The sequence below is a fragment of the Polaromonas sp. LjRoot131 genome, assembly GCF_964252805.1.
Lineage (GTDB): Bacteria > Pseudomonadota > Gammaproteobacteria > Burkholderiales > Burkholderiaceae_C > Polaromonas.
Window position 1 is genome coordinate 68998 of sequence record NZ_CAXUPF020000005.1, and the last position, 12608, is coordinate 81605.

Genomic DNA, 12608 nt, shown 5'->3' on the forward strand with positions numbered 1-12608 from the left:
TGCCGGCCGGACCCGCCGCGCCAGGCGGCGCCCGGCGCGGCAAAGGCGCAACACTGCGCGCGGCGCGGTGCCCTCTTTCCATCAAGGGCAAAGAGGATCAGTTGAAGGTCACGCCGGCCCAGCGCACCCGGCCCAGCACCGCGAAGTCGCGGTCGGCCGACTCGTGGCCCTGGATGTCGAAGGGCTCGTAGGCGGCGTTGTAGCTGCTGACCCGCAGGATTTTTCCCGGCAGGCGCTGCAGTTTTTTCATCAGCAGCGCGCCGTCCAGGCGTATCAGGTGCACGCCCTCGGTCAGCGCGTCGCGGTCGCGCAGGTCCGCCAGCACCGAATCCCTGGCATGCAGCCACGGCTCCATGGAGGTGCCCACCACGCCGAACATCGCCAGGTCGTCGTGCGCAATGCCCAGGTCGTAGCGGATGAACTGTGCGTCGAAGGGCCGCATGGCCAGCACCGAGTCGGCGTCGGTGAAGGCCGCGCCCTCGGCCTGCTCGCGCAGGTCGAAGAGCGGGACGTAGATCAGTTCATCAGCCTGCACCGCGCGCACGCCGCGCGGCACCGCCGTGGAGCGGGCCGCGTCCAGGCTCTCGCCGCCCAGCAACTGCGTCGGCGTGGTGTTGTATTCGCGGGCCAGCACCTCGAGCTCGAACGCGTCCGGCAGGCTGTCGCCGCGCTCCACGTTCCAGATGGTGTTGCGGTGCACGCCGACCGCGGCCGCCACGTCGTTGATCTCGCGCACGCCGCGCGCGGCCCGGCAGCGCTGGCCAAATTGCTGCATGAACACCGTGCGCGCCTCGGTGCGCACGGTTTTCACCTCGGCCTTGTCCGCGGCCGCCGCAGCGTGGTAGCGGTACCAGGCCACCGGCTCGTCGGCTTTCACCGGCGACACCGAGGCGAGGGGATAGGGCTGGTGGGGGTCCTGCACGGTCTGGGCCGTCTCTTTTGTGCTCATGAACACTATTTTGTGTCAATGGACACAATCATGCAAACCGGAATCCCGTAGTTGTGCCAAATCTGCATAGAAATATAAGCAACACTCATATCTATGGGCAGAAACAGGCTTGACTTGACGGTTTTCAAGCTCAAAATGGTGGCCATGAGCACAAATAAAGCAACAACCTCACAGGAAGATATGCACCCCGCGGACGTCATTGCTGCCTTGCGCAAGCGTGGCACCAGCCTTCGCAAGATTGCCCACGAAAACGGCTACAGCCACATCCAGCGCGTGCTCACCAGCCCCTGGCTGGCGGCCGAGCAGATGGTGGCCAGGGCCCTGGACACCAAGCCCGAGGCCCTGTGGCCCTCGCGCTACCGCGACCCGGCGGCACGCGCCCTGGCTTTCCGGCAAACCCGGAAAATCGCCGTGACCATGCCGGTCGCGGCCGGCGGCCGCTCCCGCAGGCCTTGAGAGCGCCGGGACACCCCCAAGCTGCTGTCAGGCAAGGACATCACGCTGCGCGTCTACCTGCGCACCCACGACAACGAGGTGGTTCGGGTGGAGCTGGGACGCGAAGACCTCGAAAAAGCTGCCATGGGCAAGGCCAACTTCACCGAAGAGCAGCTGCATCCCGTCAAGCTGCTGCATTTCGACCTGGCCCAGGCACGGCCGGGCCGGCAAGGACTCAGAGCGCGCCGGGCCCCGAATCCTCCTCGGAATGGTCTATGTATTTGATCTGCATGCCGGCGCGCGAGAGTTCGGCAAGGCGCGACGCGACGCGCTTGTAAAACTGGCCCGCATCCGAAACGGGGCCTATGGTCTGGTTAAAGGTCATGTCCTGACCCGCTTCCTTGAGGATGTATTCACCCGATGGCTGAAGCTTCACTTTAAGCAGTGCGAGCATTTTTCCTCCTTGGTGGCCCCGGCTCACCTCGCCGTTGCGAGGACGCCAGTGCCTATGCGACCACTTTAGACCTTGGGTCCCGGCAAGCCATGTAGGAAAACACCTTCTTTGGCCTATCCGATACACACCACAGGGAGAAAGCAGGAAGAAAGCTGGTACTTAAGACCTATTGGCGGCACAAGCCAGCGGTTCGCCGCACGCCGGTTTCCTATTGCAGGGCGCCAAAGCCGGTCGGTCCCCGGTCCAGCGGGTCCACCACCACGTCATAGATCTCGTTGATGCGCCAGACCGGGCTTTCATAAGCGGCCTGGCCCTGCACTTTGACCAGAAAGGAGCTGCGGCGCTCGGCGGCTTCCAGCGTCAGTTCACACGAAAAATCAATGCGCCCGGTGTCCGTCGAGATGGCGCTGATAAGTTCATGGGCCGCCAGCGAAAGCCGCTCGATGCTGCCCTTCGGCAGCAACTGCTCCACCTCATAGGTCCGCATCACGATGGCCGCGATGCGTTCTATCAGTTCATCGACCACCGAGTTGGGATTGGACACCATCAAGGGATGCATTTTCGGCATTCTCCTACAAGGCCCGAAGAAATGAAAAGCTATATTCATATCGCGGCTTGTCATGAGCCGCTCCCTCCCTTGCTGGCCTTGCCAGCTTCCACGCCCGGTTTGTCCCGGGCTTTTTTTTGGGCGCGCGGAGGGAGAAAAGCCTGGCGAAAAAAAACCGGGCTCAGCCCGGTTCTTCCAGAAGCCGCCCTCCAGGGCGCGGCCGCAACTCACTCGGCCTTGATGCCCGCCGTCTTGATGGTCTTGGCCCAGAAGGCCGTTTCCTTTTTGACCAGGGCATCCAGCGCGGCGGGCGACTGGTAGCGCAGTTCGACGCCGGCGCCGTCGGCGCGGGTCTTGGTTTCAGGCAGTTCCAGGGCGGCCTTGATCTGGCCGCTGAGTTTGGCCACCACGTCGGTGGGTGTTCCCGCGGGGGCAAAGATGCCGACCCAGGCTTCCAGCTCGAAGCCTTTCAGGCCGGCTTCGGTGGCGGTCGGCACGGCGGGCAGGCTGGGGTGGCGGGTTTTGCCGGCCACGGCCAGGCCCTTGAGCTTGCCCGTCTGCACATGGCCCATCACCGAAGGCGGCGTGGTGATGAAGACCTGCACCTGGCCCGACAGCACGTCCTGCAGCGCCGGGCCGGAGCCGCGGTAGGGAATGTGCACCATGCTGGTCTGCGTCTGCAGCTTGAACATTTCGGTGCCGATGTGCGAGAGCGAGCCGTTGCCCTGGCTCGCATAGCTGAGCTTGCCGGGATTGGCCTTCAGGTAGGTGATGAACTCGCCCAGGTTGTTCACCGGGATGGACGGGTGGACCGTGATCACATTGGTGGCCACCGTGATCAGCGCCACCGGCACGAAGTCCTTTTGCGCCCATGGCAGCTTGGGTGTGAGGGCCGGGTTGCCGACGTGGTAGGCCGAGTAGGAATTGAGCAGCGTGTAGCCGTCGGGGTTGGCGCGCGCCACGTACTGATAGGCCACGTTGCCGCTGCCGCCGCCGCGGTTGTCCACCACCACGGGCTGGCTGGTGACCTTGGCCAGCGAGTCCGAAAGGATGCGCGCCGAGGCGTCGACAAACCCGCCCGGCGGGTTGGGCACCACCAGCGTGATCGGCTTGCTGGGATAGGCCTGGGCCATCGCGGCGCCGCTCACAAGGCCCGCGAGCAGCGCGGCACTGGTGCCGGCAAGCAGCCGGCGAAGGGTGGATGTTGGGAGAAAAGCGTTCATGGTCGGCCTCCTTGTTGTGATGGTTGGATATCGATGAATAGCAATGAATGGTGAATGACTAACGGCCAGTCACCCACAATCATTAATAGCGGCCCGACAGCAGCGTACCTGCATTGGGCGCGCGCCGCTCAAGCCCCAGGCTTTTGAGCAGCGCGTAGGTGGTGCAAACCGCGCTGGACACCACCGGCAGGCCGCTGGCCGCCTCGATCAGCGGCACCGAGGCCAGCGAAGGCATCTGCACGCAGGCCGAAGCGACGATGGCGTCCGCGCCTTTGGTGTTGAGCTGCTTCCACAACTCGGCCGGCGCCTTGGGGTCGCGCGCGCCCACGGCCAGGTTGTCGTGGATCTCGAGCGAAACGCTGTCTATCACTTCAATGCCTTCGTTCTCGATGTAGTCGATCACCATGCGCGTCAGCGGTTTCATATAGGGCGCGATGATGGACACGCGTTTGGCCCCCAGGGCCTGCAGGCCTTCGACCAGCGCACCGGCGCTGGTGATGACCGGCGCCGGCAGGCCGTTGCCCACCGTGACCTCGTGCAGGCGGCGCTGCGACTCGCGGTGGTAGCCCAGGCCCATGCTCATGATGGCGACCAGGCAGGCGTAGCCCATGGCGTCCACGCGCGCATCCGACAGCTCCAGCGCGCAGCGGTCGGAATCGCGGTCCATCGCCGCCAGTTCTTCGCGCGTGACCGACTTCATGCGCATGCGGCTGGAGTGGAAGCTGAAGCGCTCGGGCAGCACCTGCTCGCGCGCGCGCAGCATGGCCGGGATCTCCGTTTCCATGGTGGTGTTGGAGCTGGGCACGATCAGCCCGACCCGGTAGTTGCGGGAATTGTCTGGCGCCTGGCCTTCAGCGGCTTGCATGGGTGTTGGTTTCCTGGTGAGGGTTCAGGCCCCGATTCTTCGCGCTCTTATCCATACAAACAAATACATAATCAGGATAGATCAATACCGAAACCAGATAGATAGCCCCCTCACCGCAAAGGCCACCCGTGGAACTGCGCCAGATCCGTTACTTCATCGCACTCGCCGACGAGTTGAGCTTTACCCGCGCGGCCCGTCGCCTGCACGTGTCGCAGCCGCCCCTGAGTTTCCAGATCGCCGCCCTGGAAGCCGAACTCGGGGCCAGGCTGTTTCACCGCACCAGCCGCAGCGTGGTGCTCAGCGAAGCCGGCAAGGCCTTTTTGCCCCATGCCCAAGCCGTGCTGGCGCGGCTGGAGGAAGCGCGCAGCCACGTGACCCGCGTCGCCAGCGGCCTGCAGGGGCGCGTGCAGGTGGGGCTGGCCGGCTCGCATTTTCTCGGGCCTTTTCCCCAGTTCATCCAGCAGTTCCGTTTGCAGCGGCCGGCCGTCGAGCTCGTGCTGCACGAGATGAAGCCGTCCGACCATCTGCAGGCCTTGCGCGACGGGCGGCTGGACCTCTGCGTCTCGCGCAACCCGCTCAACGACAGCCAGCTCAGCGCCGCGCTGCTGTGGCGCGACCCGGTGGTCGTGGCCCTGCCGCCCGGCCACAGGCTGGCGCAGCGACGCCAGCTCCGCCTGGCCGACCTGCGCGACGAGGATTTTGTGTTTTTGCGGCTGGACTCCTCGCCTTTTGCCGCCCGCCTGTTTGAAGCCTGCCTGTGGGCGGGCTTTGCGCCCAAGATTGCGCAGCAGGTCGTCGAAGTGCCGGCAGCGCTGAACCTGGTCGCCGCCGGCCTGGGCGTGGCGCTGGTGCCCGCCTCCATGGCGCAGCTGAGAGCCGACGCCGTCGGCATTTGCCGGCTTGGCCCCGCAGCGCGGGCCGGCGACAAAGCATCGCAGGCCCGCCAGGCCAAGGCGCCCGACATCAACGGCGATGTCTACGCGCTCTGGCGCACCGGCGACGCCGCGCCGGCTGTGGCGGAGTTCACCAAGCTGCTGGTGGACTGGGCGGGCGGTTTGCCGGCCTGGGTGGGGCGTTGATGGAGCGCCAGAGGACGCGGGCCGATGCCACCAAGCAGGGCCGCGACGTACTGCAACAATAGGCCATGATCCGAAAAACATCTCCCGCCTTGACCTGGCTGGTCGCAGCAGCGGTTTTGTTTCCGCTGTTTGTCCAGCTTTCCCGCGGCATCTATCGAGACCTGGACCCGATTTACGACTCGCGCGGACTCCTGGGGTCGCTGCCCTTGCCGATTTCCATCGCGGCCTGCCTGGTGGGCATCTTGGCGCATGCACGCCGCTTGGGCCCGGCAAAGCCGGCACTGGGCTTTATCGCCGCCTTCATGGCGGCCATGGCACTATCGTTCGCCTTCGCGGGGGAGGCGCCGGATGGCCAAACAGCAAAGCTGCTGTACGCCGCGCAAACCCTGCTGCCCACCACGGGCTTCATGCTCGGGTTGCTTCTGGGCGCGCAGCGCAGAACGGTTGCGAAGGCCTTTTTCTGGGTGCTGCTGGTGCTCTTGCCCCTTCAATTACTTGCCGGGTGGATTCAAGGCGGCTTGATGCTGACGAACTACCTGTATGTGTTCAGCATTTACCAGCACATTCAGTTTGTGCCCATCGTTCTTGCCGTGGCATTCGGCTTCGTCATGGTGCACCAGTGGGACAACCAGAAGGCCGCCATGCTCGTCCTGACGGTCATCGTGGGAATCTATGTGCTCGCCAGCGGCGCCTTTCTGGCCATTGGCCTCTACGCGGGAGCCGTGCTGCTGTTTTTCGGCATGGCGATATTGAAGCGCTCCCACGGCCATGCGATGGGCCTTCTGTCCATCGCGGCCGGCATTGCAGCGGCGCTGTTCCTGGGCAGCCTGTACTACGGCAACGTCAAGGGAGACACCGACAGATTCGGTAACGCCAATGCCTACGTGCAAAAGTTCCGGGATGTGGCCGAGGGCAAGCTGCCGGGCAACCTGGCCCAGCGCGTCAGCGACTGGAAGCTGTACGGCGGCTGGATAGCGCAAAGCCCACGCAGCTTGTTATTCGGCCATACCAAGCCCCCTCCACGGGAGGTCATCACCAGTGCGCACAACTGGTATCTCGACCTCGTCTACAACTTTGGGCTGGTGGGACTGCTGCCCGTGGTGGCACTCATAGGCTTTACCCTGCGCAAGGTCTGGCAACAACGGCAATCCCTGCCCACCGAAATCTGGTGGCTGGCGGGCCTGACGGCCTTCATGGTGCTGGTCGACAGCAATTTCAAAGTGACGCTCAGGCAGCCCTATCCCGCCATATTCGCTTATTTTCTGTGGGGCTTGCTGTTGGCGCATTTGCGGGGCGACGGCGAGGCCGGGCCCGAAGCGGGCAGCGCACCCAGCCCCAAGGCCGCTGGGGCGGGAAGGCCGTCTGCCGATGGCTATAGCCGGGGTTGAACAAGCCAGACCCAGAGGGCCGCACCGGCTGCTATCCAAAGCAGCACGATCACGAATGCGCCGACCCGGCTGCTCGGCTTGGCGCCCTGCGTCTCCATCCAGGCATCGGCCTGCTTGCGGCAATCGGCGACAACCTCGGGCGGCAAAAGCCTGATGGCCAGCCAGATCAGCGCAGGCAGAAGCAGGACATCGTCCACGTAGCCAAGCACCGGGATGAAATCCGGGACGAGGTCGATGGGACTGAGCGCATAAGCCACCACAAAGACGCCAAGCGCCTTCGCATACCAGGGCGTTGCCGGGTGTTTGCCGGCAAACCAGAGCGTCACCGCGTCGCGCTTGATGCGCTTCGCCCAGTTCTTGAGTTTGTCGCCGACGGCCATGGCGGCAAGCATGCCACAGCGCTTGCGCAATGCTTTTTGGAAGACTTCGCGCCGTAGTTCAGAGCAGGCCCTTTTGCAGGGTGGCGGAATCAAGTGACGAGCATTGCGAACTCGATCCATTGGACGCGGGGTTCCGCTACGATCAAAGGACAGGGAGCACCTATGCCACGACGCCGAAAGCCGAACTATCTCAGATCGCTTGTGAATCTATTGCCAGGCTTCTTTGCCGGCGGAGGCGCCTATTTCATCAGCTTTGTTGACGAGTGCTCAATGATGCCGGCCAATGTTGAGTGCCCGGGATTGATCCCAGCCTGGGGTTATCTCGTGGCATTTGCGGTCGTTATTGGATCGGTGGCTTGGACCTGCTGGGCTTGGTACAAAGATCACATCCGCGGCGACTATGAGGCCGACGTGATGATGGGTAAGGATAGATACAGGGATTGCTCGGTCACGCGGCCCAGTTGATTGCAAAGATGGACGCGCGGCGGCAAATTTTGTAGACTGCAACCGTTCAGGATATGCAGCCCCTGACCGCCCTAGGCTGAGCCTAGGCATCGCCGATACGGATAACCGCCGGTGCCCGAATGACGCGCAATGCGTCACCGGGAGATTGCTTGTTAAACCAAGTGGATTTCCCGATGAATCGTAAAAAACAACTTTGTCTTCTCGCCGCTGCTCAACAGAACTGGCAGTGCTTTTACTGCGGTCTCCCAATGTGTAAGGGCGCGGTCAAGCCATTCGCCGCCAAGCATGGCATTTCAGTTGCCGAGGCAACACAGCTGAGAAGCACCGCCGAGCATCTTCTTGCCGCGCAGGACGGCGGGCAGGTCACGCCCGGCAATATCGTCGCTGCCTGCGCCTGGTGCAACAGCCGGCGCCATGCCGGCCGACCGCATAAAGCACCAGACCACCTGACTTATAAATGCCGCGTCGCCAAACGCGTGGCTGCTGGCAAATGGCATCCTGGCGGCCTGGCAGCGAAATTCAGGCGTCAATAAGGCAGCCACCAACGAAAAAGCCCCGACTAGCGGGGCTTTCAAGGCATTTCTCAGATCAACCTGGATTTCTCTGGATGCAATTTTGGCGGAGAGGGTGGGATTCGAACCCACGGTACCTTGCGGTACGCCTGATTTCGAGTCAGGTACATTCGGCCACTCTGCCACCTCTCCAGTGTGGAGCCGATATTCTATCAGCCCCCACGCTCCCCACTTCGTGTGGTTCGCTGCCCCCCGAGGGGGCGCTGCGCCTGCGGCCCGGCAAAGCCGGTTCCGCGGCCCCTGCTGGGTTAAGACCTACCCTATTTTTCTGAGGGTGCCAGCACCTTGATCCCGCCCATATAAGGCTGCAGCACTTCCGGCACGGTGACGGAGCCGTCGGCGAGCTGGTAGTTCTCGAGCACGGCCACCAGGGTGCGGCCTACGGCCAGGCCGGAGCCGTTGAGGGTGTGGACGAATTCGTTCTTGCCCTGGGCGTTCTTGAAACGGGCCTGCAGGCGGCGCGCCTGGAAGGCTTCGCAGTTGGAGACCGAGCTGATTTCGCGGTAGGTGTTCTGCGCGGGCAGCCAGACTTCGAGGTCATAGGTCTTGGCGGCGCCGAAGCCCATGTCGCCGGTGCACAGCAGCATGACGCGGTACGGCAGGCCGAGCTTTTGCAAAATGACTTCGGCGTGGCCGGTCATGGCTTCCAGCGCTTCGTAGCTTTTGTCGGGGTGCGTAATCTGCACCATCTCGACCTTGTCGAACTGGTGCTGGCGGATCATGCCGCGCGTGTCGCGGCCGTAGCTGCCGGCTTCCGAGCGGAAGCAGGGCGTGTGGGCGGTGAACTGCAGCGGCAGGTCGGCTTCGGCAACGATCTCGTCGCGCACGAAGTTGGTCAGCGGCACTTCCGAGGTGGGGATCAGGTAAAGCGCCGTGCTTTCGGCTTCGGCTGCGCCCTCTTGCCCGCCCTTTTTCGCGGCGAACAGGTCTTCCTCGAACTTGGGCAGCTGGCCGGTGCCGCGCAGCGAATCGCCGTTGACGATGTAGGGCGTGTAGCACTCGGTATAGCCGTGCTCCTGGGTCTGCACGTCGAGCATGAACTGCGCGAGCGCGCGGTGCAGGCGGGCCAGCGGGCCCTTCATGACGGTGAAACGCGAGCCGGTCAGCTTGGTGCCGAGTTCGAAGTCCAGGCCCAGGGGCTGGCCGACGTCGACGTGGTCCTTCACTTCGAAGGCAAAGGCCGCGGGTTCGCCGCCGGGGCCTTCAATCGGGCTCCATTTGCGCACTTCGACGTTGCCGGCCTCGCCGATGCCCTGGGGCACGCTCTCGTGCGGCAGGTTGGGCACGGCCAGCAGCAGGGCCTGCATGTCGGCCTGGATCTGCTCCAGCCGGGCGGCCGAGGTTTCGAGTTCGGCCTTGGAAGCGCTGACCTGCGCCATGACGGCGCTGGCGTCTTCACCCTTGGATTTGAGTTGGCCTATCTGCTTGGACAGGGTGTTGCGCTGGTTCTGCAGCTCCTCGGTGCGGATCTGCAGGGCCTTGCGCTCGGCCTCCAGGCCCTGGAAGGCCTCCACGTTGAGGAAGGCTTGCGGGGTTTTGCGGGTTTCCAGCCGGGCGATGGCCGAGGGCAGGTCTTTGCGGAGCAGGTTGATGTCTAGCATGGGGCCATTGTATTTTGTGCGGGGGTGGCAGCCATGGGCCGTTCGGCTCAGTTCAGGCTGGCCGGGTCCAGGTTGGCGCCGCAGAGGATGAGGCAGACTTTTTCGTCGGCGCGCGGGCGGTAGCGGCCGCTTTGCAGCGCGGCCAGCGGCAGGGCTGCGGCGGGCTCGACGGCCAGCTTGAGCTCTTTCCAGAGCCAGAGCTGGGCCGCGCGTATCGACTCATCGGTCAGCAGCAGCGCGTCGCGCACATGGGCCTGGGTGACGTCCCAGGAAAGGCCGCCTATGCGTTTGGCGCCCAGCGAATCGGCGGCGATGCCACCGACGGCCACGTCCACCGGTTCGCCGGCCTCGCGGGCCTTGTACAGGGTGGGCGCGAGTTCGGGCTCGAGTGCGACCACGCGGCTGCGCTGCCCGAACCAGCCGGCCACGCCGCCTATCAGGCCGCCCCCGCCCACGCTGACCAGTACCGAGTCGGGCAAACCGCCCTGCTGCTCGATCTCCGCGGCCAGGGTGCCGGCACCGGCCAGCACTTCGGGCTGGTCGTAGGCATGCGTGAGCAGCGCGCCGGTTTCCTGCTGGCGCGCCAGGCATGCTTTCAGCGCGTCGGCATAGGCCGCGCCCGTCACCACGACCTCGGCGCCCAGTGCGGCGAGCTTGGCGCGCTTGGCGGGGGTGGAGACCTCGGGCACAAACACCTCGCAGCGCACGCCCAGTTCACGGGCTGCCGCCGCGGTGGCGATGCCGGCATTGCCGCCCGAGGCGACGATCACGCCGCTGGCGGGAATGGGGTTGGACAGCAGGCGATTGAGCATGCCGCGCGCCTTGAAGCTGCCGCCGGTCTGCAGGTGCTCGAGCTTGAGCCAGACCTCGGCGCAGTCCACGCCCAGTGCCCTGCCGGGCAATTGCCACAGCGGGGTCTGGTGGATGAAATGGCCGTAGCCGGCCTGGAACGTGCGCAGGCAGCGCTCGATGTTGTCGCGATCGGTCATGAACGAGGGGGAATCAGGTGAGTTGGTGAAGCTGGCTGTCGTTGACTTCCAGCATGTGGCCTTGCGCGTCGAGCTTCAGGCCTTTGGGCAGCGGGAACTTGATGGTTTCCTCGATGCCGTCCATCTTGCGCACCGACACCGCGCCCAGCGCCTTGATGCGGTCTATCACCTGCTTGACGAGGATCTCGGGGGCCGAGGCACCGGCCGTCAGGCCGACCCGGCCCTTGCCCTCGAACCACGACTCCTTGAGCTCGCTGGCGTCGTCGACCATATAGGCCTCGGTGCCCAGCTTGGCGGCGAGTTCGCGCAGGCGGTTGCTGTTGGAGCTGGTCGGGCTGCCGACCACGATGAGGATGTCGACCTGCGGGCTCAGCACCTTGACGGCGTCCTGCCGGTTCTGCGTGGCGTAGCAGATGTCCTGCTGCTTGGGCTCGCGCACCTGCGGAAAGCGCTGCTTCACGGCGGCGCTGATCTCGGCCGCGTCGTCCACGCTCAGCGTGGTCTGCGTGACCACCGCCAGGCGCTCCGTCTGGCCGGGGCTGATGCGCCAGACGTCGGCCACGTCTTCCACCAGGTGGATGCCGCTGTCGAGCTGGCCCATGGTGCCTTCGACTTCGGGGTGGCCCTTGTGGCCGATCATGATGAATTCGTAGCCCTCTTTGTGCAGTTTGGCGACTTCGACGTGCACCTTGGTGACCAGCGGGCAGGTGGCGTCGAAAATCTGGAAGCCGCGGCGCTCGGCCTCTTTCTGGATGGCCTGGCTCACGCCGTGGGCGCTGAACACCAGCGTGGCGCCCGGCGGAACGTCGTCGAGCTCTTCAATGAAGATCGCGCCTTTTTGCTTGAGGTCGTTGACAACGTAGGTGTTGTGCACGATCTCGTGGCGCACGTAAATCGGCGCGCCGAATTTGGTCAGGGCGCGCTCGACGATCTCGATCGCGCGGTCGACGCCGGCGCAAAAGCCGCGCGGTTCCGCGAGCAGGATTTCCTGGGGAAGCAGTTTCGATTCAGTCATAACACCCCAATCACTTGCACTTCAAACACGACCGGCTGGCCGGCCAGCGGGTGGTTGAAGTCGAACTGCACCGCGTCACCACCGGGTTTGACCTGCTGCACCGCGCCGGCATACTGGCCCATGCCGTCGGGCGTGGGAAACTGCACCACGTCGCCGACCTTGTACTGCTCGTCGGGGTCGCCCAGTTCATTGAGCAGCTTGCGCGCCACCCATTGCACCAGCTCGGGGTTGCGCTCACCGAAGGCCTCGCCGGCCGGCAGCTCGAAGGTGGCGCGCGTGCCCTCGGGCAGGCCCAGCAGGCGCTGTTCGAGGGCCGGCGACAGTTCGCCGGTGCCCAAGCTCAGCGTGGCGGGCTTGCCCTCAAAGGTGTTGATGATGTCGGCGCCCGGTTTCCCGTTCACGGCAGGCCCGGCCATGCGATAGTGCAGGGTCAGGAAAGAGCCCGGCTGGACCAAAGGAGGGGCGGAGAGTTCCACGGTGGTGGGCATAAGGCGAAGGCTTTCGGGGCCGGCCGGAGCGGCGGGCCAGTGTTTGTAAACTGCCTCTATTGTAGAAAGGACGGCCCGGCCGGGCCAAACCCGGTTTTTTGGCCTTTTTTGCGGGAAGAGTCCCCCTGGCTCCCTCCCGCCAACCCATAAGAAGAAGA

The 12608-nt window shown here is 64.5% G+C and carries 15 protein-coding genes and 1 tRNA gene; 4 read left to right on the forward strand and 12 right to left on the reverse strand.

Annotated elements, in window-relative coordinates; translation table 11 throughout:
- Window positions 1–97 precede the first annotated feature (97 nt).
- Window positions 98–949 carry an XRE family transcriptional regulator gene (locus tag ACSQ27_RS20505; RefSeq protein WP_436157341.1) on the reverse strand — a complete coding sequence of 284 codons (852 nt, stop codon included), beginning with the start codon at window positions 947–949 and terminating at the stop codon, window positions 98–100.
- Between the two features lie 144 nt (window positions 950–1093).
- Between ACSQ27_RS20505 and ACSQ27_RS20510 the strand changes: the two genes are divergently transcribed.
- Window positions 1094–1405 (forward strand): helix-turn-helix domain-containing protein, encoded by a 312-nt coding sequence (locus tag ACSQ27_RS20510; protein ID WP_436157342.1) that lies wholly within the window; start codon window positions 1094–1096, stop codon window positions 1403–1405.
- Window positions 1406–1432: 27 nt separating this feature from the next.
- Here the strand turns inward: ACSQ27_RS20510 and ACSQ27_RS20515 are convergent, their stop codons facing one another.
- The 5 genes from ACSQ27_RS20515 to ACSQ27_RS20535 form a co-directional block, all read right to left on the reverse strand.
- Window positions 1433–1582: a hypothetical protein gene (locus ACSQ27_RS20515; protein ID WP_436157343.1), complete on the reverse strand. Its 150-nt coding sequence runs from the start codon at window positions 1580–1582 to the stop codon at window positions 1433–1435.
- Window positions 1583–1619: 37 nt separating this feature from the next.
- Entirely contained in the window at window positions 1620–1838 is a 219-nt protein-coding gene (locus tag ACSQ27_RS20520; RefSeq protein WP_436157344.1) for a hypothetical protein, read from the reverse strand.
- A gap of 208 nt (window positions 1839–2046) precedes the next feature.
- Window positions 2047–2397, reverse strand: a complete 351-nt coding sequence (locus ACSQ27_RS20525) for a hypothetical protein (protein ID WP_436157345.1) — start codon at window positions 2395–2397, stop codon at window positions 2047–2049.
- Between the two features lie 215 nt (window positions 2398–2612).
- Entirely contained in the window at window positions 2613–3608 is a 996-nt protein-coding gene (locus ACSQ27_RS20530) for a Bug family tripartite tricarboxylate transporter substrate binding protein (protein WP_436157346.1), read from the reverse strand.
- 82 nt (window positions 3609–3690) lie between these two features.
- Complete coding sequence (locus ACSQ27_RS20535) at window positions 3691–4473, reverse strand: maleate cis-trans isomerase family protein (RefSeq protein WP_436157347.1); 783 nt, start codon at window positions 4471–4473, stop codon at window positions 3691–3693.
- 128 nt (window positions 4474–4601) lie between these two features.
- On the opposite strand from ACSQ27_RS20535, the gene ACSQ27_RS20540 reads away from it, so the two are divergent.
- Together ACSQ27_RS20540 and ACSQ27_RS20545 are read left to right on the forward strand one after the other, a co-directional pair.
- Complete coding sequence (locus ACSQ27_RS20540; protein ID WP_436157348.1) at window positions 4602–5552, forward strand: LysR substrate-binding domain-containing protein; 951 nt, start codon at window positions 4602–4604, stop codon at window positions 5550–5552.
- Window positions 5553–5641: 89 nt separating this feature from the next.
- Complete coding sequence (locus tag ACSQ27_RS20545; RefSeq protein WP_436157349.1) at window positions 5642–6940, forward strand: O-antigen ligase family protein; 1299 nt, start codon at window positions 5642–5644, stop codon at window positions 6938–6940.
- Here ACSQ27_RS20545 and ACSQ27_RS20550 read toward each other — a convergent pair.
- The gene (locus tag ACSQ27_RS20550) at window positions 6925–7320 is read right to left on the reverse strand and encodes a YkvA family protein (protein WP_436157641.1); all 396 of its coding nucleotides are present in this window, start codon (window positions 7318–7320) and stop codon (window positions 6925–6927) included. The genes ACSQ27_RS20545 and ACSQ27_RS20550 overlap by 16 nt on opposite strands.
- Before the next feature lie 638 nt (window positions 7321–7958).
- Between ACSQ27_RS20550 and ACSQ27_RS20555 the strand changes: the two genes are divergently transcribed.
- Window positions 7959–8318, forward strand: a complete 360-nt coding sequence (locus ACSQ27_RS20555; protein ID WP_436157350.1) for an HNH endonuclease — start codon at window positions 7959–7961, stop codon at window positions 8316–8318.
- An 83-nt stretch (window positions 8319–8401) separates the two neighbouring features.
- Here the strand turns inward: ACSQ27_RS20555 and ACSQ27_RS20560 are convergent.
- The 5 genes from ACSQ27_RS20560 to ACSQ27_RS20580 form a co-directional block, all read right to left on the reverse strand.
- Window positions 8402–8489: transfer RNA gene (locus ACSQ27_RS20560), tRNA-Ser, on the reverse strand.
- 128 nt (window positions 8490–8617) lie between these two features.
- Window positions 8618–9958, reverse strand: a complete 1341-nt coding sequence (gene serS / locus ACSQ27_RS20565; RefSeq protein WP_436157351.1) for a serine--tRNA ligase — start codon at window positions 9956–9958, stop codon at window positions 8618–8620.
- 47 nt (window positions 9959–10005) lie between these two features.
- Window positions 10006–10947 carry a threonine/serine dehydratase gene (locus tag ACSQ27_RS20570; RefSeq protein WP_436157352.1) on the reverse strand — a complete coding sequence of 314 codons (942 nt, stop codon included), beginning with the start codon at window positions 10945–10947 and terminating at the stop codon, window positions 10006–10008.
- 13 nt (window positions 10948–10960) lie between these two features.
- Entirely contained in the window at window positions 10961–11962 is a 1002-nt protein-coding gene (ispH, locus tag ACSQ27_RS20575) for a 4-hydroxy-3-methylbut-2-enyl diphosphate reductase (RefSeq protein ID WP_436157353.1), read from the reverse strand.
- Window positions 11959–12450, reverse strand: a complete 492-nt coding sequence (locus ACSQ27_RS20580) for an FKBP-type peptidyl-prolyl cis-trans isomerase (RefSeq protein ID WP_436157354.1) — start codon at window positions 12448–12450, stop codon at window positions 11959–11961. Before ACSQ27_RS20580 ends, ispH begins: the two co-directional genes overlap by 4 nt.
- Window positions 12451–12608 lie beyond the last annotated feature (158 nt).

Excerpts from the sequence above, each read along its gene's own strand:
- ACSQ27_RS20525 (WP_436157345.1), bottom strand. The coding sequence starts at position 2,397 with ATGCATCCCTTGATGGTGTCCAATCCCAACTCGGTGGTCGATGAACTG.
- ACSQ27_RS20570 (WP_436157352.1), bottom strand. The coding sequence starts at position 10,947 with ATGACCGATCGCGACAACATCGAGCGCTGCCTGCGCACGTTCCAGGCC.
- ACSQ27_RS20530 (WP_436157346.1), bottom strand. The coding sequence starts at position 3,608 with ATGAACGCTTTTCTCCCAACATCCACCCTTCGCCGGCTGCTTGCCGGC.
- ACSQ27_RS20515 (WP_436157343.1), bottom strand. The coding sequence starts at position 1,582 with ATGCAGCAGCTTGACGGGATGCAGCTGCTCTTCGGTGAAGTTGGCCTT.
- ACSQ27_RS20550 (WP_436157641.1), bottom strand. The coding sequence starts at position 7,320 with ATGGCCGTCGGCGACAAACTCAAGAACTGGGCGAAGCGCATCAAGCGC.
- ACSQ27_RS20580 (WP_436157354.1), bottom strand. The coding sequence starts at position 12,450 with ATGCCCACCACCGTGGAACTCTCCGCCCCTCCTTTGGTCCAGCCGGGC.
- ACSQ27_RS20520 (WP_436157344.1), bottom strand. The coding sequence starts at position 1,838 with ATGCTCGCACTGCTTAAAGTGAAGCTTCAGCCATCGGGTGAATACATC.
- ACSQ27_RS20510 (WP_436157342.1), top strand. The coding sequence starts at position 1,094 with ATGAGCACAAATAAAGCAACAACCTCACAGGAAGATATGCACCCCGCG.
- serS (WP_436157351.1), bottom strand. The coding sequence starts at position 9,958 with ATGCTAGACATCAACCTGCTCCGCAAAGACCTGCCCTCGGCCATCGCC.
- ACSQ27_RS20535 (WP_436157347.1), bottom strand. The coding sequence starts at position 4,473 with ATGCAAGCCGCTGAAGGCCAGGCGCCAGACAATTCCCGCAACTACCGG.
- ACSQ27_RS20555 (WP_436157350.1), top strand. The coding sequence starts at position 7,959 with ATGAATCGTAAAAAACAACTTTGTCTTCTCGCCGCTGCTCAACAGAAC.
- ACSQ27_RS20505 (WP_436157341.1), bottom strand. The coding sequence starts at position 949 with ATGAGCACAAAAGAGACGGCCCAGACCGTGCAGGACCCCCACCAGCCC.
- ispH (WP_436157353.1), bottom strand. The coding sequence starts at position 11,962 with ATGACTGAATCGAAACTGCTTCCCCAGGAAATCCTGCTCGCGGAACCG.